The 20,466-nt window shown below is 70.3% G+C and carries 20 protein-coding genes; 5 read left to right on the forward strand and 15 right to left on the reverse strand.

The genetic code is table 11. The features are described 5' to 3' along the window. Positions 1-75 precede the first annotated feature (75 nt). Both E1202_RS18840 and thyX read right to left on the reverse strand, forming a co-directional pair. Positions 76-702, reverse strand: a complete 627-nt coding sequence (locus E1202_RS18840; RefSeq protein WP_132684462.1) for a TIGR03085 family metal-binding protein — start codon at positions 700-702, stop codon at positions 76-78. A 303-nt stretch (positions 703-1,005) separates the two neighbouring features. Next, positions 1,006-1,758, reverse strand: a complete 753-nt coding sequence (gene thyX / locus E1202_RS18845) for an FAD-dependent thymidylate synthase (RefSeq protein WP_132674783.1) — start codon at positions 1,756-1,758, stop codon at positions 1,006-1,008. 142 nt (positions 1,759-1,900) lie between these two features. Between thyX and E1202_RS18850 the strand changes: the two genes are divergently transcribed. Beyond that, complete coding sequence (locus E1202_RS18850; RefSeq protein ID WP_132684463.1) at positions 1,901-2,506, forward strand: toxin-antitoxin system HicB family antitoxin; 606 nt, start codon at positions 1,901-1,903, stop codon at positions 2,504-2,506. A 30-nt stretch (positions 2,507-2,536) separates the two neighbouring features. Continuing rightward, positions 2,537-3,505 (forward strand): DUF4097 family beta strand repeat-containing protein, encoded by a 969-nt coding sequence (locus E1202_RS18855; protein WP_165943905.1) that lies wholly within the window; start codon positions 2,537-2,539, stop codon positions 3,503-3,505. A 208-nt stretch (positions 3,506-3,713) separates the two neighbouring features. Here the strand turns inward: E1202_RS18855 and E1202_RS18860 are convergent, their stop codons facing one another. Beyond that, positions 3,714-4,937, reverse strand: a complete 1,224-nt coding sequence (locus E1202_RS18860) for a winged helix-turn-helix domain-containing protein (protein WP_132684464.1) — start codon at positions 4,935-4,937, stop codon at positions 3,714-3,716. A gap of 78 nt (positions 4,938-5,015) precedes the next feature. Here E1202_RS18860 and E1202_RS18865 point away from each other — a divergent pair, with 78 nt between their 5' ends. Continuing rightward, positions 5,016-5,579: a GNAT family N-acetyltransferase gene (locus E1202_RS18865; protein WP_132684465.1), complete on the forward strand. Its 564-nt coding sequence runs from the start codon at positions 5,016-5,018 to the stop codon at positions 5,577-5,579. Positions 5,580-5,603: 24 nt separating this feature from the next. Further along, positions 5,604-6,098, forward strand: a complete 495-nt coding sequence (locus E1202_RS18870) for a VTT domain-containing protein (protein WP_235878636.1) — start codon at positions 5,604-5,606, stop codon at positions 6,096-6,098. Positions 6,099-6,377: 279 nt separating this feature from the next. Here the strand turns inward: E1202_RS18870 and E1202_RS18875 are convergent, their stop codons facing one another. From E1202_RS18875 to E1202_RS18905, 6 genes are all read right to left on the reverse strand, one after another. Further along, positions 6,378-6,653 (reverse strand): hypothetical protein, encoded by a 276-nt coding sequence (locus E1202_RS18875; protein ID WP_132684466.1) that lies wholly within the window; start codon positions 6,651-6,653, stop codon positions 6,378-6,380. A 61-nt stretch (positions 6,654-6,714) separates the two neighbouring features. After that, positions 6,715-6,906: a hypothetical protein gene (locus E1202_RS18880; protein WP_132684467.1), complete on the reverse strand. Its 192-nt coding sequence runs from the start codon at positions 6,904-6,906 to the stop codon at positions 6,715-6,717. A 44-nt stretch (positions 6,907-6,950) separates the two neighbouring features. Beyond that, the gene (locus tag E1202_RS18885) at positions 6,951-8,189 is read right to left on the reverse strand and encodes a YeeE/YedE family protein (protein WP_132684468.1); all 1,239 of its coding nucleotides are present in this window, start codon (positions 8,187-8,189) and stop codon (positions 6,951-6,953) included. Between the two features lie 8 nt (positions 8,190-8,197). Then, the gene (locus tag E1202_RS18890) at positions 8,198-9,811 is read right to left on the reverse strand and encodes a hypothetical protein (protein ID WP_235878638.1); all 1,614 of its coding nucleotides are present in this window, start codon (positions 9,809-9,811) and stop codon (positions 8,198-8,200) included. A gap of 210 nt (positions 9,812-10,021) precedes the next feature. Further along, positions 10,022-11,842: a hypothetical protein gene (locus tag E1202_RS18895; RefSeq protein WP_235878640.1), complete on the reverse strand. Its 1,821-nt coding sequence runs from the start codon at positions 11,840-11,842 to the stop codon at positions 10,022-10,024. A gap of 361 nt (positions 11,843-12,203) precedes the next feature. Further along, positions 12,204-12,815: a TetR/AcrR family transcriptional regulator gene (locus E1202_RS18905; protein WP_207918763.1), complete on the reverse strand. Its 612-nt coding sequence runs from the start codon at positions 12,813-12,815 to the stop codon at positions 12,204-12,206. An 87-nt stretch (positions 12,816-12,902) separates the two neighbouring features. On the opposite strand from E1202_RS18905, the gene E1202_RS18910 reads away from it, so the two are divergent. Further along, a complete protein-coding gene (locus E1202_RS18910; RefSeq protein WP_132684471.1) occupies positions 12,903-14,078 on the forward strand; it encodes an FAD-dependent monooxygenase in 1,176 nt (391 codons plus the stop codon). Between the two features lie 13 nt (positions 14,079-14,091). Here the strand turns inward: E1202_RS18910 and E1202_RS18915 are convergent, their stop codons facing one another. From E1202_RS18915 to thpR, 6 genes are all read right to left on the reverse strand, one after another. Next, on the reverse strand, positions 14,092-14,541 hold the full coding sequence (locus E1202_RS18915; protein WP_132684499.1) for a hypothetical protein: 450 nt from the start codon (positions 14,539-14,541) through the stop codon (positions 14,092-14,094). A 16-nt stretch (positions 14,542-14,557) separates the two neighbouring features. Next, positions 14,558-15,301 carry a 4-hydroxy-tetrahydrodipicolinate reductase gene (gene dapB / locus E1202_RS18920; protein WP_268952343.1) on the reverse strand — a complete coding sequence of 248 codons (744 nt, stop codon included), beginning with the start codon at positions 15,299-15,301 and terminating at the stop codon, positions 14,558-14,560. A 219-nt stretch (positions 15,302-15,520) separates the two neighbouring features. Next, entirely contained in the window at positions 15,521-16,861 is a 1,341-nt protein-coding gene (locus E1202_RS18925; RefSeq protein WP_132684472.1) for a M16 family metallopeptidase, read from the reverse strand. A gap of 102 nt (positions 16,862-16,963) precedes the next feature. Next, positions 16,964-19,207, reverse strand: coding sequence for a polyribonucleotide nucleotidyltransferase (locus E1202_RS18930; protein WP_132684473.1), 2,244 nt, complete (start codon positions 19,205-19,207; stop codon positions 16,964-16,966). Positions 19,208-19,463: 256 nt separating this feature from the next. Beyond that, positions 19,464-19,751, reverse strand: a complete 288-nt coding sequence (gene rpsO / locus E1202_RS18935; protein ID WP_246537959.1) for a 30S ribosomal protein S15 — start codon at positions 19,749-19,751, stop codon at positions 19,464-19,466. A gap of 130 nt (positions 19,752-19,881) precedes the next feature. Then, positions 19,882-20,442, reverse strand: coding sequence for an RNA 2',3'-cyclic phosphodiesterase (gene thpR / locus E1202_RS18940; RefSeq protein ID WP_132684474.1), 561 nt, complete (start codon positions 20,440-20,442; stop codon positions 19,882-19,884). Positions 20,443-20,466 lie beyond the last annotated feature (24 nt).

The raw sequence follows: 20,466 nt of genomic DNA on the forward strand, positions 1-20,466 counted from the left end.
CGCCGGAAGGGCGTTTCCGACGGGCCCGAAAGGCCGTGTTTCTTTCGGCCCAGCGGTGCTCTGACGAGCAGTTCTTCAGAACGAGCGGCGCAGGTCCTGCATGGCCATGATGTCGGCCTCGTTGCCCTCGTAGGTGACCTTGGTTTCACGCCGGCCGAACGCCTGCAGGAGCAGTTCGCTGGGCTCGCCGACGATGCGCACCGTGCGCGGGCCGCGCTTGGCCGGGATCTCGGTGCCGTCGGTGCGGCGCAGCACCACGCCCACCGGGCTGCGGCCGTAGAACATCCGCGCGACCCTGCCCAGCGACTTCCACAGGGCCTCGTCGCGGGCCTCGTCGGACGGGCGCGGCTGCCAGCCGGGCTGTGCGCGGCGCACGTCCTCGTGGTGCACGAAGAACTCGGCGGCGTTGACCGTCTCGTCGACCCCACCGATGCTCATCGGGTTCCACTTGGGCGGCCCCTGCCGCACCTGGTCGACCAGCTCCGGCCAGGCCAGCTCGCGCAGCTCCTGCTCGGCGCGCTCACCGCGCTCGGCCAGCGCCTTGATCAGCCGGCCCGCCAGCGCGTCCGGACGGCGTTCGCGCACGACCAGGTGCACCGCGAGGTCCCTGGTCGTCCACCCCTCGCACAGCGTCGGCGCGTCCGGGCCGACTTGCTCGAACAGCTCGCACAACAGCTGGCGTTCTTCGCTGGCGACACCCATGGCGCCCACTCTAAACGCCGATCTTCCCGAACGTCGGACGTGTCCGCGATCGAGACGAAAACGGCACCCGCGGTGTCACGCGGGTGCCGTCCCTCAAACTTCGACGGGCGCGAGCGGCGCAGCCGCGAGGTATGAAAACCACCCTCGCAACCTGCACCGCCGCGGGCTCTGACACGTCTTCTGGCGAGTACGCCGCGACGCCGTGCATCGGACGTGCATCAGGAGTGGCGCACGGAGTCCGGGAGGCGTATCAGGTTCCGCTACCCGCACCGCCAAGCACAACGACCACAGATCAGGTGTTCGTCAGCCTTCGGTCACGAAGGGGCTGGAGGCCACCTCCGTGCCGTCCTTGAGGGTGGTGATCTCGAAGTCGCTGAAGACGTTCGGCACCGCCTTCTGCAGCTGCTTCAGGCACTCCACGGCCAGGCCGCGGATCTCCACGTCGGCGTGCTCGGAGGCGCGCATCGCGATGAAGTGCCGCCAGGCGCGGTAGTTGCCGCTGACCACGATGCGGGTCTCGGTGGCGTTGGGCAGCACCGAGCGGGCCGCCTGCCGGGCCTGCTTGCGGCGCAGCGTCATCTTCGGCTCGTCGGCGAACTTCTCCTCCAGCGCCGCCAGCAGGTCGCTGTAGGCCTGCACGCTCGCCTCGGCGGCCTGCACGAACTTCTCGTGCAGCTCCGGGTCCTCGGCGATGACGTCGGGCTCGACCATCGCCGCGTCCCGCTCCGGGACGTAGCGCTGCGAGAGCTGCGAGTAGGAGAAGTGCCGGTGGCGGATCAGCTCGTGGGTCAACGAGCGGGACATCCCGGTCAGGTAGAACGACACCGTTCCGTGCTCCAGCACGGACAGGTGCCCCACCTCCAGGATGTGCTTGAGGTACCCGGCGTTGGTGGCGGTCGCCGGGTTCGGCTTGCGCCACGACTGGTAGCACGCACGACCGGCGAACTCGGCCAGCGCCTGCCCACCGTCGGCGTCGGTCGACCAGTCCACGTCTTCCGGCGGGAAGAACTCGGTCTTGCCGATCAGCTGCACTTTCGGCCGCACGATCTCGGTCACGACGGGCGTGCCCCTTTCCTGCTTCTCACGACTCCCCATGTGTTGCCCGAAAGCCTAACCGGCTGGCCCGACAAGATCGCCTGACGCCAGTTGACACCATCGTGTGTTTGCATGACGCCACGGATGCCGCCATAGTGGTGTCATGGACTTGAACCCGTACATCGACCAGCTTCGCGAAGACCTCACCTCCGCCGCTGCCGCCGGCGACGACCAGACGCGGCAGACGGCGGCGGTGCTGTCCGGCGCGATCGAGCCGGCCGCACGGCTGGCGATCATGAACGCACTGTCCGACCTGGCAGCCGAGGTCACGACGAACCTCGACGGTCAGGTCGTGGACCTCCGACTGGACGGCCGCGACGTACGCGTCGTGGTCAGCGGCGGCGGCAGCCCGTCGCACACCGAGGACGAGGCCGAACCACCGCCGCCTCCGCCGCCCAGCGGCGACAACGGCGACATCAGCCGCATCACCCTGCGGCTGGTGGAGGAGATCAAGTCCCAGGCCGAGCAGGCCGCGTCCGCCCAGGGCGTGTCGCTGAACACCTTCGTCGCGCAGGCCGTGCAGGGCGCGCTGCGCGGCGGCGGACGCGGCGGGCCGTGGGACAGGCCGCGTCGTGGACGCGGCGGACAAGGGCACGGCGGGCACGGCCACGGGCGTGGTCGCGGCGGACCGTGGGACGGGCCGGGCTTCGGCGGCTGGCCCGGTGGCGAAGGTGGCGGCTCCCGCGTTCGCGGCTGGGTCCAGGGCTGATCCGGTCACACGGTGGAAGGGCGAGTTGAGATGACCGACAACAACGACGAACCCGACCTCGACCAGGAGTGGTCCGAGGCCGAGGAAGAACTGACGGATCTGCTGCGCAGCCAGGACTTCGACTCCGCCGCTCCGATCCGCATCGACATCGGCAACAACCGCGGCTCGGTCGTGGTCGAGCTGACCGAGACGGCGATGACCCACGTCGAGGTCCGGCACGACCCGAGCGCGGGCGGGCAGGACTGGCAGAACGGGCTGTCCGGGCTGCTGAGCTGGGTCACCGAGCAGTTCGGCACGCCCGGCGGCCGCGGAGGCCTCGACCTGGGCAACCTGCCGCGCGAGCCGATCATCGAGGCCGTTCGCCGCACGCGCATCGACATGTCCAGCGGCCGGCTGGTCGTGCGGGCCCCGTCGAACGCACCGCTGCGCGGAGTTCCGCTCGCGGTGCGGGTCACCGCGCCGCTGGGCTCCGAGGTCGGCGTGCAGAGCGGGTCCGCCGAGGTCGCCGTGTCCGGTGCGGCCGGGAAGGTCAACGTGCAGGCCGGGACGGGCACCGTCTCGATCGAGGAGGCGACCGACCGGGCCACCGTGCGCAGCGGATCCGGGCACCTCCGGCTGGGCGCCATGCGCGGCGGCGTGCACGCGCGCTCCGGGCGCGGTGACGTCGAGGTCGGCGTCATCGGGGCGCCGTCCTCGGTGGCCAACGGGTCCGGTGCCATCTGGCTCGGCGAGGTCTCCGACGACGTCCTGGTGCGCACCGGCAGCGGCGACATCACCCTGGCCGACGCGGTCGACGGGCAGATCGAGCTGATCACCGGGTCCGGCGAGCTGCAGGTGTCGATCCACCGGGGAGCGAGCGCCGAGGTCGACCTGACCTCGTCCACCGGTGCCGCCCGCAGCGATCTGGACGTTGCCGACCAACGACCGGAAACCGAACCAACCCTGCGCATCTTCGGCCGAACCGGCAGCGGAGACGCAGTGCTCACCACGGCGAGCTGAAACCGCTGCGCGGCTGCGGACAGCCGCTCAGGAGAGCGGCGATGCCGCCGTCTCAGGTGTGGGACTCAGCCGGCAACGCCGCGGGCTCTCCAGCGGCTTCGTGGCGAGCACGCCGAGACGCCGTGCATTGGCATTCCTCAGGAGTGGCACGCGGAGTCCGCGGAACCGCGCAGGTTCCGCTACCCGCACCGCCATGCAAAGCGGTACCTCAGAGGATTGCCAGTTCCGCGTTGAGGGGGGCGATCAGGTCGCCTCGCTCGCCGACGACGACGTCGTCGAGTCCGAGCCAGGTCGCCATCTCGCGCAGGGTGGCGGCCAGCTCGGGCGCGACGGGCGCGGCGTCGCGGCCGGGTTCCAGGAACGCTCCGGGCACCCGGAGCACGCCCGCAGCCCGGTCGGCCTTGAGGTCCACGCGGGCGACGAGCTCACCGTCGAGGAGGAAGGGGAAGACGTAGTAGCCGTACTGCCGCTTGGGCTCCGGAACGTAGATCTCGATCCGGTAGCGGAAGCCGAAGATCCGCTCGGCGCGCGAGCGTTCCCAGATCAGCGGGTCGAACGGGCACAGCAGCGCCCGGCCGGCGACCTTGCGGGGAGCGCGGGCCTCGGCGTGGCGGTAGGCGGGCTGACGCCATCCGTGCACCACCACCGGTTCGAGCACGCCGTCTTCGACGAGCTCGGCGACCGCTTGCTTCGACTGGTCGGGGGCCAGCCGGTAGTAGTCGCGCAGATCGGTCTCGGTGCCGATGCCCAAGGCCTCGGCGGAGCGCTCCACCAGTGCGCGAACGGCTTCGGAGTCCTCGGGCTCGTGCGCGAGGACGTCGGCGGGCAGCACGCGTTCCGGCAGGTCGTAGAGCCGCTCGAAACCTCGGCGGGTGCCGGTGGTCAGCTCCCCCATCGCGAACAGCAGCTCGCAGACCCGCTTGGTGTCGGTGCGGTTCCACCACGGGCCGCGCCCTTGCCGCTCACCGCCGCCGAGCTCGCGTTCCAGCCGGCCCGCACCGATCGGGCCGAGTTCCTTGACGGCGTTGAGCACGTCGTTGACCAGCTCGGGGTTCTGCTCCAGCAGCTCGCGGGAGCGCTTGCGCCACGCACCGCCGTACTCGCGCATCCGCCAGCGCAGCAGCGGCCAGTCCTCGACCGGGATCAGCGACGCTTCGTGCGCCCAGTACTCGACGAGCATCCGGGGCTGCCGGGCGGTGCGCGACCACGCAGCGGTGTCGACCAGCTCCGCCGGGTAGGCGCCGAGCCTGCTGAACAGCGGCATGTAGTGAGCGCGCACCGCGACGTTGACCGAGTCCAGCTGCAGCAGCTTGGTGCGAGACAGGGCCCGCTGGAGGTGCCGCCTGGTCACCGCGCCGCGCGGTCGCGGGTCGGCGAAGCCTTGCGCCGCCAAAGCCGTTCGCCGTGCCGTGTCGTTGCTGATGGTCTGCACCCGGGCGATCGTGCCAGCACTCCCCGACAACGCGGACTGCTGCCCGGTGCTCGGAACCGACACGTTAGGTTGTCGCGCATGGCTGAAGCCGATGTGCGCGAAGCAGTGGCGTCCGACGCCGCGGAGATCGCACGCATTCAGGTCGAGACGTGGCAGACCGCCTACGCCGAGATCCTCTCCCCCGCCGTGCTGGCCGGCCTGGACAGCGGCGAGGTCGAGCAGGAGTGGCGTGAAGCCGTCACCTCCGGCGCGGCCACCGTGCTGCTCGCGATCGAGGGTCACTGGACGGTGGGTTTCTGCGTCGCAGGCCCTGCCCCGGAGTCCGAAGTCGCCGCCGCCGACGGTTCCCTGCCCGATGATGCGTCGACAACGGTGCTGGTCAGCTCGCTGCTGGTGGAGCCGCGGTGGGGTCGCCGGGGTCACGCCGGACGGTTGCTCGGCACGATGGGTCGCCGGTTCGCCGCGCACGGTGCGACGCGTGGCATCGCATGGGTTGCGGAGTCGGACTCGGCGTCGCTGTCGTTCTACCGCGCTGCGGGGTGGTCGCCGGACGGTACTGTGCGCACGTTGGACGCGGGTGGGCGCCCGCTTCGCGAGATGCGCCTGACCGGTCCGCTGGATTTCGAGTTCGAGCACCACTGACGCCTGCCCCCTCGGGAGCCGAAAGTGCTGACCATCATCGGGTTGCTGTCCACCACGTTCGGTGTGTCGGTGGCCTCCGCGCTCCTCCCGCTGATCAGCGTCGAGCTGTTCGCGGTGGGCCTGGTGCTCAAGGAACCCGACATCCCCTGGTGGGTTCTCGCGCTGGTCATCGCCACGGGCCAGATCGGCGGCAAGCTCCTGCACTACTACGCGGCCAGGGGCAACATCCGCCTCCCCGCGTTCATGCGCAGGGAGAAGAAGGAGAAGGCGGAGACCAAGGGCCGCTGGAAGACGTGGCTGGAGCAGTTCCGCGAGAACTGCCGGACCCGCCCGGTCTGGGCGGGCACCGTCCTGCTGATCAGCGCGGCCGCCAGCCTTCCCCCGTTCGCGGCGGTGGCCATCATCGCCGGTTGGGCCAAGGTCCCGGTGTCGACGTTCCTGATCACCGGCTTCATCGGCCGGTTCGCCCGCTTCGGCGCCCTGGCCGCGGCCCCATCAGCGATGGCCGCCTGGCTCTGACCCAACATCCCCCGATCTCAGTGGAGATCCGCCCACCGATTTCCACTGAAACCAGGGACCCACCTCCCACCGACCCCGGCCCCCGGCGGGGGCTCCCGATCTCCACTGAAATCTGGGCCCACTTCAGTGGAAAAACCGGGGCCTGACTTCCACTGGAATCGGGTTTGGATTGCGGGCTGCGGTCGGGTGGGGTTTTTGGGCTGCGCCGGCTGTCGAAACGTGGAGACGCCCCCTCGCAGTGGGGTGCGAGGGGGCGTCGTCTTCCAGGAGAAAGCCTCATCAGAAGCTCGGCAGGGTCGGTAGGGCCGGGAGGCCGAGGCGTGCCGGGACGACCAGGACCGAGTCGATCAGGCCGAAGACCGGGACTCCGACCGGGGCGAACGTCCACTTGTCGTTGAGGTCGCCGGTGTCGGGTTCGTCGACGACGGCCGGGCCGTCCTGGGCCGTGACGGCAGCCGGGGCCTCCGGTGCCGCCAGAGCCGCCGGTGCTGCGGTGCACAGGGCCGCTCCGACCAGGAGCGAGGCGGTGATGGCGCGGGATGCGGTGTGCTTCATGCGGGTTCCCTTCTCTCGGTCGACCTGCCGCGCGGTGCGCGGGCCGCGCGGCGGGTCCGAACTAGCCGGCCAGGAGCGCGACGACAGGGGCCAGCAGCTGGGTGGGCAGCTGCGCGGTCGGGGTCAGCACGGCTCCGAGGTCGACACCCGGAAGGACCCACACCGACTCGGCGTCGGCGACGCCGCCGGTGAGCAGCACAGCGCTCACGGCGATGGCCACCGAAGCGGCGGCACGGCGGACGGACTTGGACATGGTGTTCCTCCTTTTCCCCACCACCGGCCGCAGCCGGTGGGAGATCAGCAGACGGCGTCCGAGGGCTTGGGGTTGCCCAGTCCGAACAGCGGACGCAGCGCGACACCGGCGTAGGTGCCGACGATGGCCATCACGCCCCACAGCCAGCCGTGCAGGCTGAACGAGGCGACGCCGGAGAAGTAGGCGCCGATGTTGCAGCCGCCCGCGAAGCGCGCGCCGATGCCCATCAGGATTCCGCCGAGCACGGCGCCGACGGCCATGCGCCACGGGATCTTGCGGTGCAGGGTGAAGGAGCCGGCGAGGGCGGCGGCGATCAGCGCGCCGGCCATGATCCCGAAGTCCATCACCGAGATCCGGTCGGTGAGCACCGATGCGGTGAGCTTCGCGGCGTTCTCCGGGTCCTGCCAGAACGGGGCTCCGAAGACGTCGACGCCGACCCAGCCGAGGAGCTTCGCGCCCCACAGGCCGAACGCGGAGGTGATGCCCCACGAGCTGCCGGAGACGAACAGCGTCGCCGCGTTGAGCACGGCCAGCAGCACCGCGCCGACCCACAGCGGCCAGGAGCCGCGCAGGGCGCGCAGCACGCCCTTGGCGACCGGTGGCTGGTCGATCGGCGGAGGCGTGCGACGTCGCTCGACCAGCAGCGACACCCCCACGACGACACCGATGATGACCAGCGTGATCAGCACTCCACCGGCGTAGCCCAGCGGGGTTTCGGCAAGCGAGACCTTCGGGCCGACGCTCTGGACGCTCTGGATGAACGGCGAGATGAACGCGGTGAACACCGAGCCGACGATGAACCCGCCGAGGGTGAAGATGATCGCGGTCTGGCCGCTGCCGACCGCGAAGAGCGTGCCGGAGGCGCAGGAGCCGCCGACCTGCATGCCGACGCCGAACAGGAACGCGCCGAACACGACGCCGAGACCGGCGGTCTGGAGCTGCGGTTCGGGGGTGCCGGACAGCGAGAAACCGCTGCCGAGGATCCCCGCGAACAGCACGGCGGCCACGCCCAGCATGAGCATGTGGGCGCGGATGGCGCGGCCCTGCCCGACGGTGATCAGCTGGCGCCACGCCGAGGTGAACCCGAACCGGGAGTGGAACAGCACCAGTCCCAGGGCGAGGCCGACGCCGTAGAGCACGGTCATCTTCCACCCGGCGGCGTTGGCCACGGCGAGCCCGAGCACGACGGCGATCGCGATGCCGATCGCCACGACTCCTCGTTGCGCGGGCGGTGCCGTGCGCACCGGTGGCGGGGCCGGTCTTTCAACGTCCACAACAGACATCTGCACTCCTACTTCTCCGTGAGCGGACCTGAGATGGCCACGATGGTCCCCTGCGGGATCCACTGGCCGAGGTTTCCGCCATGCTCGTGACCGCCCATTTGCATGACGTCGACCTGGGCGGGTGCGTAGACGGTGACGTCGCCGGCGATGTTCTCGCCGCGGGCGCGCGCCCACTCCCGGTATCCGGACAGCGACGGCGGGTCGCCGAAGGCACTCGCCTGGGTCATGCCGTAGGTGAGGGCGTTGCGGTCGCGCGGGTCGAAGCGCAGCGGCAACGCCGCACCCGCGGTCGAGTTCACCACCGGAGCGTGCAACAGCCAAGGTGCGAGGTGCATTCCGTAGAGGAAGTTCACACGTCCCAGAGTGTGGGACGCCTGCTGCCAGCCCGACACCTGCAGCAGCGCCCCGTCGGGGTTGTCGCTGATGGGAACGCCGCGATGGGCGGCTTCGGCGAGGACGACGCCGGTGGCCGCCTTGCCGCGCGGTGTGTCGTCGCCCACGACGGACAGCGAGGGCACCTCCAGCTCGGCCAGGTAGGCGACCTGCTTGCGCAGCGCGTCGGCGTCCTCGGCGAGCAGTTCGGTGTCCGGGCAGGTCACCGGGGCGGGAGCACCGGCGGCGATGCCGCCCAGGGCGGCGCTGGCGCACTCCGGGTCGGCCGCGCCCGGCACCTCGGGCAGGTCCCCCGCGTCGACCTCGACCGTCCCGGTTTCGCCTGCCCGGGAGATGACCAGATCGCTGCTTCCGGGCGGCAGGTCGACCTCGGCCCACGTGCCGGAGGCACCGGGGATCGGGACCGCTCGGGCGATCCGGTCGCCCTGCTCGACGGTGATGCCTCCTCCGGCGCTCTCCGGGAAGTGCACCAGGTTTCGGCCCGTGCGGTGCGGGCTGACCAGCACCGGCGTCCCGGCGGCTTGGGCGAGCCGGGCGATGCCGGGGACGGGCAGGTCGTGCGGGAGGGGGATGCCGGGCAGCGCGGCCCAGGCCAGGACGGCGGCGAGCACGCCGATCGCTCCGACGCGGTAGACGCGCCGTTCCTCGCGCAGCGCGAGGGTGACCGCCAGCACGGAGACGGCGCCGATGACCAGCACCAGCACGGTGATCCCGTAGCCGGTGCTCCACAGCCTGCGGTCGAAGACGCCGGCCAGCACCAGCTGCCCGATGCCCGCGCCGACCAGCGCGACGGCGCCGGTCAGCGCGATGGGCCGTGGGCGCAGTCCGCTGTCGGGGCGCCAGGTCTTGGCCAGCGCCAGGCCGAACCAGACCACAGCGACCGCGACGAAGATCGTGTCGAGGAAGAAGGCCAGCGAGGTGTGGCCGAGCGCGGCTTCGGCGATGAGCAGCAGAGCCAGGCCGAAGCCGAGGAAGGTCGAGGGGCCGCGCCAGCGCAGCGCGAGGGGCACCGCCAGGACGAGCACCACGTGCGCGACGGCGAAACCGGTGTTGATGTGCAGGACCACGGCGGACACCCCGGCCAGCGCGGCGGTGCCGACGCCTGCGATCCAGGCGGACCACGGGCGCATCACCGCTCCGGCGCGCAGCAGACCGATGCCGGCGACCACCGCGGTGCCGGTCAGCAGCAGCACGCGCAGCACCAGCGCGAGGGAGTCCACACTGGACACTCCGGTGTGGGTGTGCATGTGTTACGCCCGCTCTCGTCGGAAGGGAAGACTTGGTGAGGTGCGCGGCGGGCCGCCGCAGGTCGAGGTGTGGGCCCCGCACCGCTGCGCGGAACGACGCGGTCACGGCCCAAGGGAGGTGGGTGGCCGCCGTGGGGCGGCGACCACCCTCCTCGCCGCTGAGCCCAGGTGTCCGGTGACGACTCCTGCGACCTACTTCAGGTCGCTGTCGGAGACCACGAACAGCTCGGAGTGAGGCTTGGCGTTGCCGAACTCGCCGTGCGGCCAGGACCGCCGGTTGAAGTTGACTCCGGGCTCACCGGTCACCTCGTCGCGGAAGGTGTCGTCGAGCGAGACCTTCCCGTCCGGGCCGAGGTCGATCATGTTGACCTTGTGGTCACCGTCGTTGCCGGAGCGGGCGACGAAGTAGTTCGACACCGCGAGACGCCCGGGCGTCTGGGTCTCGGTGTACTTGCCGTCCGGGCCGAGCACGAAGTTGTCGTACCCGCCCCAGTGCGGACCGCCCGCGGCCTTGCCCGGGTTGATCGGCGTCGTACCGGCCACCGTCGGGCAGTCGGCCTCGGCGCCGCCGTGCTCGGACTCGGCGATGGTATCGATGTTGCACTGGAAATCGTCACCGGCGTTGACCAGCTTCTGGATGTCCAATGTGTACACACCACCCGTGGTGCCCGGGTCGTCCTCGCCGAAGGTGCCCGCAGCGCGCCCCTGGATCGCCCGGTACAGGAACCGGTCGTCCGGGCTGGTCTGGATCCAGCCGCCGTTGGAGCTGCCGCCGTTGCGGTCGTTGGCCTCGTCGAAGTTCACGACGGCGGCGCCGTCGTCGAAGACCTGGCGCCAGTGCGGTTCCGGTGCGGTGATGTCGGGCGTGTAGAACACCGCACCGCCCTGCATGGTCTGGGCGAACGCGCCCTTGTGACCGGGCAGGTTCGTCACCGTGGTCTCCATGACGGCACGGCTTTCCTGGTGCAGCGGGTCCTTCGGGTCCGAGCGCGGACCGTTGGGCAGGTACGAGACCGCCTTGAGCTTCGGGTGGTTGCGATCGGAGATGTCCCAGGTCCGCACGGTCGGCCGCCGCAGGTACGGCGACGGGGCCTTCACCGGGTCGAGGATGATGTTGCGCGGCTCGGTGTAGTCCGCCGTGACCAGGGTGTTCAGGTCCTCGCGGGCCTGGATGCCGTGCGGGTTGGCGCAGGTCGGCGTGCCGATCCGCGGCAGGTTGTCGCACAGCTTCTCGTTGTCCCCGCCCGGTGTGGCGGCCGGGGATTCCGAGAGCACCTTGGCGTTCTCGTCGAACCGGACGACCTCGCCGGGGCTGCCGGCGAAGCCGTTGCCCAGGTGCACCGAACCGTCCGAGTAGCGGTACGGCCCCGGAGCCACCGGGCCACCCATGTAGGTGCCGTAGGCGGTGCCGTCCTTGAGCGTCCAGTACGCGTCGGGGACGGAGCCGCCGGGCGTCTGCGTGGGCAGGCTGATGCCCTTGAGCTTGACGTTGGGCAGCGAGGTCACGTCGAACGCGTAGGTCGCAGCGCCGAAGAGGGCACCGGCGAAGATGGTGTCGCCCTTGTGCCACACGTACTGCATGTGGTGCGGCTCGTTCTCGACCAGCGGGCCGACGGTGACCGTGTTGACCACCTGGCCGTAGCCGGGTGACCCCTTGGTCGCGTCGATGATCGCCAGGAAATCCGGCCCCGGCAGGGCGTTGGCGACCTTGCCGGTTCCGCCGGCCAGCGAGCCCGGCAGGTTGCGGACGTCGGCCACCGCGGTGTCGGCGATGTTCTCGTCGCCCGCCCAGACGACCAGCCACTCCTTGGGCTTGCCGTCCGATGTGGACTTCTCCAGCGCGCTCTTCACGACGTGGTTGGTGACGGTGTAGTCCTTGCCGTCCGCACCCTTCACGGACTGCGAGGACACGTCGACATCGGCGTAGGCGTCCTGCACCGGCAACGTGACCGAACCGACCGCCAGGGCTACGGCGGCCAGCCCGATGGGCAGTCTTCGAAGACTCTTCTTCATGTGTGCTCCGGATTTTCGTGGAGAATTCCGAAATCGGGCACGACGAATCCGCGCGTTCGGAATGCGCGGTTTTCCGAACGCGCGCCGTCGTGAACTACTCGGAGAGAGAGAAAGCGCCTTGCAGCGGCGAGGGAAAGAGGCCCCTCAGGCGTGACAGAGCGCGCTGGCCTGCTGTCGGAGATCGACATGCAGGCGAGCCACCAGACAGGCGAACCTGGACATGCCAGCAATGATCGAGAAACGCCCACGAAGTGTCAACGTTCAACCACGTCGTGGGATCTTGACGAATCAGTTCCTGAGAATCGCCTGGTAAATCGAATCGATAGCCTGAACGGCGGTACACCCCTTCGGTGAACCGGAACTAGAGTGGCCGCTTTTGGTCGCACCCCAACGCACGAGAACCTCTCAACTCGCCATCGCCAGCGGTGGCGGCCTGGATGAGCACGCGGGCCGCGGTCTCGATCCGTGCGGCGTCGCCGGTGACGATCTGGTCCAGGCACAAGCCGCGCAGGCCGGAGATGAGCAGGCTCGCGCGGGCGCGCGCGTCGTGCTCGTCGAACCCGAGGCGGCGGTAGACGGGCACCAGCGGTTCGACCATCGCGGTGACGGTGTCGGCGGCGAGCTCGGCGTAGCGCTCCGGTTGAGTCGGCGCCAGGCTCAGCACCTGGAACAGGATCCGGATCGGACGCCGCTGCCGCCCGCGGGTGATGGCGTCCCACAACGCCCACGCCGCCCGCTCCAGCCCATCGAGATCGCGCACGTCGCGGAACAGGTCCGAGATGTCGGGGCGACTGGCGGCGATCGCCTCGGCGATGAGCATGTCCCGACTGCCGAAGTAGTACAGCAGCATGCGCTTGCTGGTGCCCAGCCTCTCGGCCATGGGCGCCAGGGACAGGTCGGCGATGCCGTGCGCGGCCAGGTGGTCGACCGCTTTGCGCAGCAGCTCGGCCCGCTTGTCGCCTCGTGAACTCACCCATTGACCGTACCGATCGGTACAACTACGGTGCAAACGACGTACCGATCGGTACACAGCTGTCGGGCACAACTGCCAGGGGTGACCATGCCAACCAGGTCAACATCGGTAGCGATCATCGGCGCCGGCATCGGTGGCCTCACGCTCGCCGTGGCGCTGCGGCGCCGAGGCATCGAAGCGGCGGTCTACGAGCAGGTCGCGGAGTTGCGCGAAGTCGGTGCGGCGGTGGCGCTTTCGGCCAACGGGACGCACGTGCTGCACCGCCTCGGCCTGCGGGACCGGCTGGCGGCCGCCAGCGCCGTGCCGACCGAGTTGGTCTACCGGGGCTGGCGTGGCGGCGAGCGCGTCGTCTCCTACCCGGTCGGCGATGACTACACCGCGCGTTTCGGCGCGCCCTACTACGGCGTGCACCGCGCGGATCTCCAGACCGCCCTGGCCGAGGCATGCGGGCAGGACGCCCTCCGCCTCGACCACCGGCTGATCGACCTGGTCGCGAAGGGCGAGGGCTACGAGCTGGAGTTCGCCAACGGAACCACTGCCCGCGCGGATCTCGTCGTCGGCGCGGACGGAGTGCACTCCGCGGTGCGCCGGTGGGTCGCCGATGCCGAACCGGCGTTGTACTCCGGCACCAGCGGTTTTCGCGGCCTGATCCCGGTCGGCTCGATGCCGTCGTTGCCCGACCCCGGCGCCCTCCAGTTCTGGATGGGCCCAGGTGCCCACGTGCTGCACTACCCGATCGGCGACGGGTCCTTCGTCAACTTCCTGGCGGTGGTCGACGAGCCGTCGGAGTGGTCGAGTCCGAGCTGGGTCGAGGAGATCTCCGCCGAACGGCTCTGCGCGCCCTTCGCCGAGTGGCACCCCGGCGTGGGGGAGATGGTGGCGGCCACCGGTCTGCACAAGCGATGGGCCCTGTTCGGGCAGGCACCGCTCAACCGCTGGCACCGCAACGGGATCGTGCTGCTCGGCGACGCCGTGCACGCGATGCTGCCCCACCACGGCCAAGGCGCGAACCAGACCATCGAGGACGCCGCCACCCTCGCGTCGTTGCTGCACCGCTACGAGCCGCACCAGGCGCTCCCGCGCTACGAGCACCTGCGCCGCGCGCGCACTCGTGCGATCCAGCGCAGCTCGTGGGTGGCTTCGGAGCTGTTGCACCTGCCCGACGGTCCCAGCGCTGAGGACCGCAACAGGCGACTCGCCGACGTCCACCGGACCCTGCAGTGGATCCACGAGCACGACGCCGAGGCCGCCGCATCGGCCTGAGTGCTGCTGAGGCTCAGGCCTTGTCGTCCTGCTCCAGGTCGATCGCCTTGCGCATGGCCTTGCGGCCCCGGTTGCGGTCGCCGGCGAGGTCGTAGGCCTGCGCGAGCGCGAACCAGCGGCGCCAGTCCTGCGGCGCCGCTTCGAGTTCGGACTGCTTGGCGTCGAACCACGCGTCGGCGGCCTCCCGCTCGACCCGGCCCGAGGGGCGGCGCGGGAGGTGCGAGACGTCGGGCAGCGCGCCCTCGTCGTCGAGCCTGCGGGCCAGGCGCTCGGTGGCGGCGCCGAAGCGCAGCTGGTCGGCGACGAGCACCGCGCCCAGCACGGGGAAGACCAGGATCGCCAGGCCGAGCGCGATGAAGACCGGCTCACCGCTGGAGATCATCGTGATCGCGCGGCCGCCCATCAGCACCAGGTAGGCCAGCAGCACGAGAGCGATGACGAACGCGGCGGTGCGCGCGGTCATCAGCTGCTTGGCCACCTCAGATCCCCATCAGCGCGTCGAGCCCCACGGTCAGTCCCGGACGGCTGGGAACCTCGCGGACGCCCAGCAGCACGCCGGGCATGAACGAACGCCGGTCGTAGGAGTCGTGGCGGATGGTGAGGGTCTCGCCCTCGGTGCCGAAGAGCACCTCCTGGTGCGCGACCAGGCCGGTCATCCGCACCGCGTGCACGCGCACACCGTCGACCTCGGCGCCCCGGGCTCCGTCGGGGTCCTTGGTGGTGGCGTCGGGCATCTCGCCGAGCTCGGCTTCCTCGCGCGCCTTCGCGATCACCTGCGCGGTGCGCGCCGCGGTGCCCGAGGGCGCGTCGGCCTTCTTCGGGTGGTGCAGCTCGACGATCTCGGCGGACTCGAAGTACTTGGCGGCCAGCTCGGCGAACCGCATCGACAGCACCGCGCCGATCGCGAAGTTCGGCGCCACGATCACGCCGACCTCCGGCTTGGCGGCCAGCCAGGTGCGGATGGAGTCCAGCTCGGCCGGTCCGAGACCGCTGGTGCCGACCACGACGTTGATGCCGTTCTCGACGCAGAACTTGATGTTGTCGAGCACCGAGTCGGGGTGGGTCAGGTCGACGGCGACCTGCGCGCCGGACTCGACCAACCGCTCGATGGGGTCGCCCTGGTCGACCTCGGCGACCAGCTCGGTGTCGGCGGCCTCGCCGACGGCTCGCGCCGCTTCGGAACCCATCCGCCCGCGGGCGCCCAGCACACCAACCTTGATCACCGTGGAAACACCTCTCCGCACCGACGCTGCTCACCCGAAGTCTAGGCACCGTGCGCGCGGCCACCCGACGACCCACCCCACGTGGTGACGGACACCATCCCGGCGATCAGCACGAGCCCGGGCCCGCACGTCCAGGGCCCGGGCGGTTGTGGTCCGAACCGACCGGACGAAGAGGACATCGATCGTGGACGGTTCGGACCAGAACCCCCGGGATCGGTGCTACACGCCCTCCGGGAGGTCCTCCGGCGTCTTGTACGGACCCACGACGGCGGTGGTGAAGGGCCGGTTGAGGAGTTCCCGGGCGAGGGTCGCGACGTCGTCGGGCGTGACCGCCTCGATCTTGGCGAGGGTCTCCTCCACCGTGTAGTGGCGGCCGTAGTTGAGCTCGGTCTTGCCGATGCGGCTCATCCGGGCCGCGCTGTCCTCCAACCCCAGGACCAGACCGCCCCGCAGCTGACCGCGACCCCGGTCGACCTCCTCCGCCGACAGCCCCTCGGCCGCGACGTCGGCCAGCACCGAGCGGATGACCGAGGCGACCTCGCCCAGGCGCTCCGGCGTGCAGCCCGCGTAGACCGAGAACGTGCCCGCGTCGGAGTAGGCCGTGCTCGACGAGTACACCGAGTACGCCAGGCCCCGGCTCTCGCGGATCTCCTGGAACAGCCGCGAGCTCATCCCGCCGCCGAGGGCCGCGTTGAGCACGCCCAGCGCGAAGCGCCGCTCGTCGTAGCGGTCGAGGCCCCGGCACCCCATCAGCAGGTGGGTCTGCTCGGTGTCGTCGGGCTGGAGCACCAACCGCTCCTGCTTGGGCAGCCGGATCTTGCCGCCGCGGGGCGCCTCCGGGCGCTCGTCACCGGCCAGCCGATCACCCAGCGCCTTGCGCAGCAGCCGCACCACCTTCGCGTGCTCGACGTTTCCCGCGACCGCCACGACCATCTTCGGCATCTGGTAGCTGCGCCGGTAGAAGCCGTGCACCCGGTTGCGGGTCATCGCGCCGATCGACTCCTCGGTGCCCAGCACCGAGCGCCCCAGCGGGCTGTCGCCGAGCACGGCCGTGGAGAACAGCTCGTGCAGCAGGTCCTCGGGATCGTCGTCGCGCATCGCGATCTCCTCCAGGACCACGCTGCGCTCCACGTCCACGTCGGAGGCGTCGTTGACCGCGTCGAAGACCACGTCGCAGAGCATGTCGATGGCCAGCGGGAGGTCCTCGTCGAGCACGTGCGCGTAGTAGCAGGTGTGCTCCTTGGAGGTGAACGCGTTGAGCTCACCGCCGACGGCGTCGATCTCCTGCGCGATGCCCACGGCGGTCCGCTTCGCGGTCCCCTTGAACAGCAGGTGCTCCAGGTAGTGCGCGGCGCCGGCCTGCGCCCTGGTCTCGTCGCGCGAACCCACGCCGACCCAGATGCCCACCGACGCGGAACGGACGCCGGGAACCGGTTCGGTGACCACGCGCAAGCCGCCCGGCAACACCGTCCGCCGCACTTCCGCGGAACCGTTGTGGCCGAGAACCCGGGTGGTCCCGGGGCGTTGCAGGTGCCCGGCTGTCTGCTTCTGCTGCTTCATAACCCTGTTCTCGTCGCCTCCGCGCGATCCCCCGCGCACTCACGACAATACGGCCCGCCCCGGGTGACCGGGACGGGCCGCATCGCGATTCAGATCAGAGGATCATTCGGCGGAGGCTTCGGCCGGAGCGGCCTCGCCCTCGCCGGACTTCTCCTCGTCGTCGTTGACCAGCACGAGGCTGATCTTGCCGCGGTTGTCGATGTCAGCGATCTCCACGCGCAGCTTGTCGCCGACGTTCACGACGTCCTCGACCTTGCCGATGCGCTTGCCGTTGCCCAGCTTGGAGATGTGCACCAGGCCGTCCTTGCCCGGCAGCAGCGAGACGAACGCGCCGAAGGCCGCGGTCTTGACCACGGTGCCCAGGAAGCGCTCGCCGACCTTCGGCAGCTGCGGGTTGGCGATGGCGTTGATCTTGTCGATCGCCGCCTCCGCGGACGGGCCGTCGGCCGCACCCACGTAGATGGTGCCGTCGTCCTCGATGCTGATCTCGGCGCCGGTCTCCTCGGTGATCGAGTTGATCATCTTGCCCTTCGGCCCGATGACCTCACCGATCTTGTCCACCGGGACGGTCACCGAGGTCACGCGCGGGGCGTGCGGGCTCATCTCGTCGGGCTTGCCGATCGCCTCGGCCATGACCTCCAGGATGGTGAACCGGGCGTCACGCGCCTGGCCCAGCGCCTGCGCCAGCACCTCGGACGGGATGCCGTCCAGCTTGGTGTCCAGCTGCAGCGCGGTCACGAACTCCTTCGTGCCCGCGACCTTGAAGTCCATGTCGCCGAAGGCGTCCTCGGCACCGAGGATGTCGGTCAGCGCCACGTAGTGGGTCTTGCCGTCGACCTCGTCGGAGACCAGGCCCATCGCGATGCCGGCGACCGGCGCCTTCAGCGGCACGCCCGCGTTGAGCAGGGACAGCGTCGAGGCGCAGACCGAGCCCATCGAGGTCGAACCATTGGAGCCCAGCGCCTCGGAGACCTGGCGCAGGGCGTACGGGAACTCCTCGCGCGACGGCAGCACCGGCATCAGCGCGCGCTCGGCCAGCGCACCGTGGCCGATCTCGCGACGCTTCGGGCTGCCCACCCGACCGGTCTCACCGGTCGAGTACGGCGGGAAGTTGTAGTGGTGCATGTACCGCTTCGTCGTCTCCGGGGAGAGCGAGTCGATGGTCTGCTCCAGCCGCAGCATGTTCAGCGTGGAGACACCCAGGATCTGGGTCTCGCCGCGCTCGAACAGCGCCGAACCGTGTGTCCGCGGGATCACGCCGACCTCGGCGGACAGGCTGCGGATGTCGGTCAGGCTGCGGCCGTCGATGCGGACCTGGTCGCGGATGATGCGCTGGCGGACCAGCTTCTTGGTCAACGAGCGGAACGCCGCGCCGATCTCCTTCTCGCGGCCCTCGAACGCCTCGCCCTCGCCGGTGCCGACCTTCTCCAGGACCGACGCCTTGATCTCGTCGAGGCGGTTCTCCCGCTCCTGCTTGCCGGCGATCTTCAGCGCCTCGGCCAGCTCGGAGGACACGGCCTGCTCGACGGCGGTGAACGCGTCGTCCTGGTAGGCCGGGAACACCGGGTAGTCCTGGGTGTCCTTGCCGACCGCCTGGGCCAGCTGCTGCTGGGCCACGCACAGGGTGCGGATGAACGGCTTGGCCGCCTCCAGACCCGCGGCCACGACCTCTTCGGTCGGCGCCTGGGCGCCACCGGCGACCAGGTCGATGGTCTTGTCGGTGGCCTCTGCCTCGACCATCATGATCGCGACGTCGTCACCGACGATGCGGCCCGCGACGACCATGTCGAACACGGCGCGCTCGAGCTGCTCGTGCGTCGGGAACGCGACCCACTGGCCGTCGATCAGCGCCATGCGGGTGGCACCGATCGGACCGGAGAACGGCAGACCCGAACCCTGGGTGGACGCCGACGCGGCGTTGATCGCCAGCACGTCGTAGAGGTCGCCCGGCTTCAGGCTCATGACCGTGACCACGACCTGGACCTCGTTGCGCAGGCCGTCGACGAACGACGGGCGCAGCGGGCGGTCGATCAGGCGGCAGGTCAGGATCGCGTCCGTGGACGGCCGGCCCTCGCGGCGGAAGAACGAGCCGGGGATGCGACCCGCGGCGTACATCCGCTCTTCGACGTCGACGGTCAGCGGGAAGAAGTCGAAGTGCTCCTTCGGCTGCTTGGACGCCGTGGTGGCCGACAGCAGCATGGTTTCGTCGTCGAGGTAGGCGACGACGCTCCCGGCGGCCTGCTTGGCGAGCCGGCCGGTCTCGAAACGGACGGTACGGGTTCCGAACGCGCCGTTGTCCAGCACGGCGGTCGACTCGTACACGCCCTCTTCGATCGCTTCAGTCAAGGTGACTCCCTATCGTCACAACGCCCACGGCAGGAGCATCCGGATCGGTGATCCGACAAGGCCGGCCATCGATCGAAGCTCCCGGGACCGTCTCTCGTGACGACTTGCCCGGCAGCCACTACCGAGGACCGGCGGACGCCTGCACCCAGTGCTTGCCACCGTGAGCGCTCTATTGAATTGCCGGCGGCGCCTGCGAGGCACCGCCCGGTTTTACGCACCGGGGGGAGCGGCCGTGGCCACTCCCCCCGGTGTCATGTCAACGACGCAGACCGAGTCGCTGGATCAGCGAACGGTAGCGTTCGATGTCCACCTTGGTCAGGTAGTTGAGCAGACGACGGCGACGACCCACCATCAGCAGCAGACCACGACGCGAGTGGTGGTCGTGCTTGTGCTGCTTGAGGTGCTCGGTCAGGCCGGTGATCCGCTTGGTCAGCAGGGCCACCTGGGCCTCCGGCGAACCGGTGTCGTTGTCCTTCAGGCCGTACTCGGCCAGGATCTGCTTCTTCTCGTCAGTGGACAGCGCCACGAAATACTCCTTCTGCATGTCCCGTGTCTGTGGGCGGCGAGCTGCCGTGCGGCGCCACCGCCGTGAGGACTGGTTACCTCGGAAATCGGCCACCACGGACTGCAGCCGTTCCACGGCCAGGATAACAGGGAAGCCCTGCTCGCCTGGGTTACCCCGACGCAGCGCGCGTCACCGGCACGCGGTGCACCACTCGGTACACCGGACCGCCTTCGCCCTGGTCACTGCGCATCACCGCGAGTTCTCCGGCGGTCCACCAGGGACCGGTGTAGCCGGTGAGCAGCCCCGGCATCCAGCGCCGGTCGGCGCGGCCGGACGCCCACCGAGCGAGGGTCAGGTGCGCCCGGAACCCGCGCGGGTCGCCACCGGCCGCGCGCACCAGCTCCCGCAGGGCCAGCCGGTCGGTCTCGGTGGCCGGTTCGACGCCGGTCCACAGCACTCCCCGGAATGTTCCCGAGCCGGTCAGGCGCAGGGCCGGCGGTGCGGCGGTGATGTGGGCCATGCGGCGGTCGAGGCGGTCGGCCACCCGCTGCGGATCGGCGTCGTCGCCGTGGAAGCGCAGCGTCAGGTGCCAGCGCTCGGCGGGGGTGAAGCGGAACTTGCGCACGCCCGCCGTCGCCTCGGTCACCCTCGCCGGGTCGAGGGCCGCGATCGCCTCGGACAGGTGCCGGACGGCTTCATCGGAGGGTCGCAGCGCGGTGAACAGCCGCATCCCGCGAGTATGGCCGCTGCAGCC

The sequence above is a fragment of the Saccharopolyspora karakumensis genome, assembly GCF_004349225.1.
Lineage (GTDB): Bacteria > Actinomycetota > Actinomycetes > Mycobacteriales > Pseudonocardiaceae > Saccharopolyspora > Saccharopolyspora endophytica.

Excerpts from the sequence above, each read along its gene's own strand:
- E1202_RS18925 (WP_132684472.1), bottom strand. The coding sequence starts at position 16,861 with ATGAAGCAGCAGAAGCAGACAGCCGGGCACCTGCAACGCCCCGGGACC.
- E1202_RS18850 (WP_132684463.1), top strand. The coding sequence starts at position 1,901 with ATGGACTTGAACCCGTACATCGACCAGCTTCGCGAAGACCTCACCTCC.
- E1202_RS18840 (WP_132684462.1), bottom strand. The coding sequence starts at position 702 with ATGGGTGTCGCCAGCGAAGAACGCCAGCTGTTGTGCGAGCTGTTCGAG.
- E1202_RS18875 (WP_132684466.1), bottom strand. The coding sequence starts at position 6,653 with ATGAAGCACACCGCATCCCGCGCCATCACCGCCTCGCTCCTGGTCGGA.
- rpsO (WP_246537959.1), bottom strand. The coding sequence starts at position 19,751 with ATGCAGAAGGAGTATTTCGTGGCGCTGTCCACTGACGAGAAGAAGCAG.
- E1202_RS18915 (WP_132684499.1), bottom strand. The coding sequence starts at position 14,541 with ATGACCGCGCGCACCGCCGCGTTCGTCATCGCTCTCGTGCTGCTGGCC.
- E1202_RS18910 (WP_132684471.1), top strand. The coding sequence starts at position 12,903 with ATGCCAACCAGGTCAACATCGGTAGCGATCATCGGCGCCGGCATCGGT.
- E1202_RS18895 (WP_235878640.1), bottom strand. The coding sequence starts at position 11,842 with ATGAAGAAGAGTCTTCGAAGACTGCCCATCGGGCTGGCCGCCGTAGCC.
- thpR (WP_132684474.1), bottom strand. The coding sequence starts at position 20,442 with ATGCGGCTGTTCACCGCGCTGCGACCCTCCGATGAAGCCGTCCGGCAC.
- E1202_RS18880 (WP_132684467.1), bottom strand. The coding sequence starts at position 6,906 with ATGTCCAAGTCCGTCCGCCGTGCCGCCGCTTCGGTGGCCATCGCCGTG.
- E1202_RS18885 (WP_132684468.1), bottom strand. The coding sequence starts at position 8,189 with ATGTCTGTTGTGGACGTTGAAAGACCGGCCCCGCCACCGGTGCGCACG.
- E1202_RS18865 (WP_132684465.1), top strand. The coding sequence starts at position 5,016 with ATGGCTGAAGCCGATGTGCGCGAAGCAGTGGCGTCCGACGCCGCGGAG.
- E1202_RS18855 (WP_165943905.1), top strand. The coding sequence starts at position 2,537 with ATGACCGACAACAACGACGAACCCGACCTCGACCAGGAGTGGTCCGAG.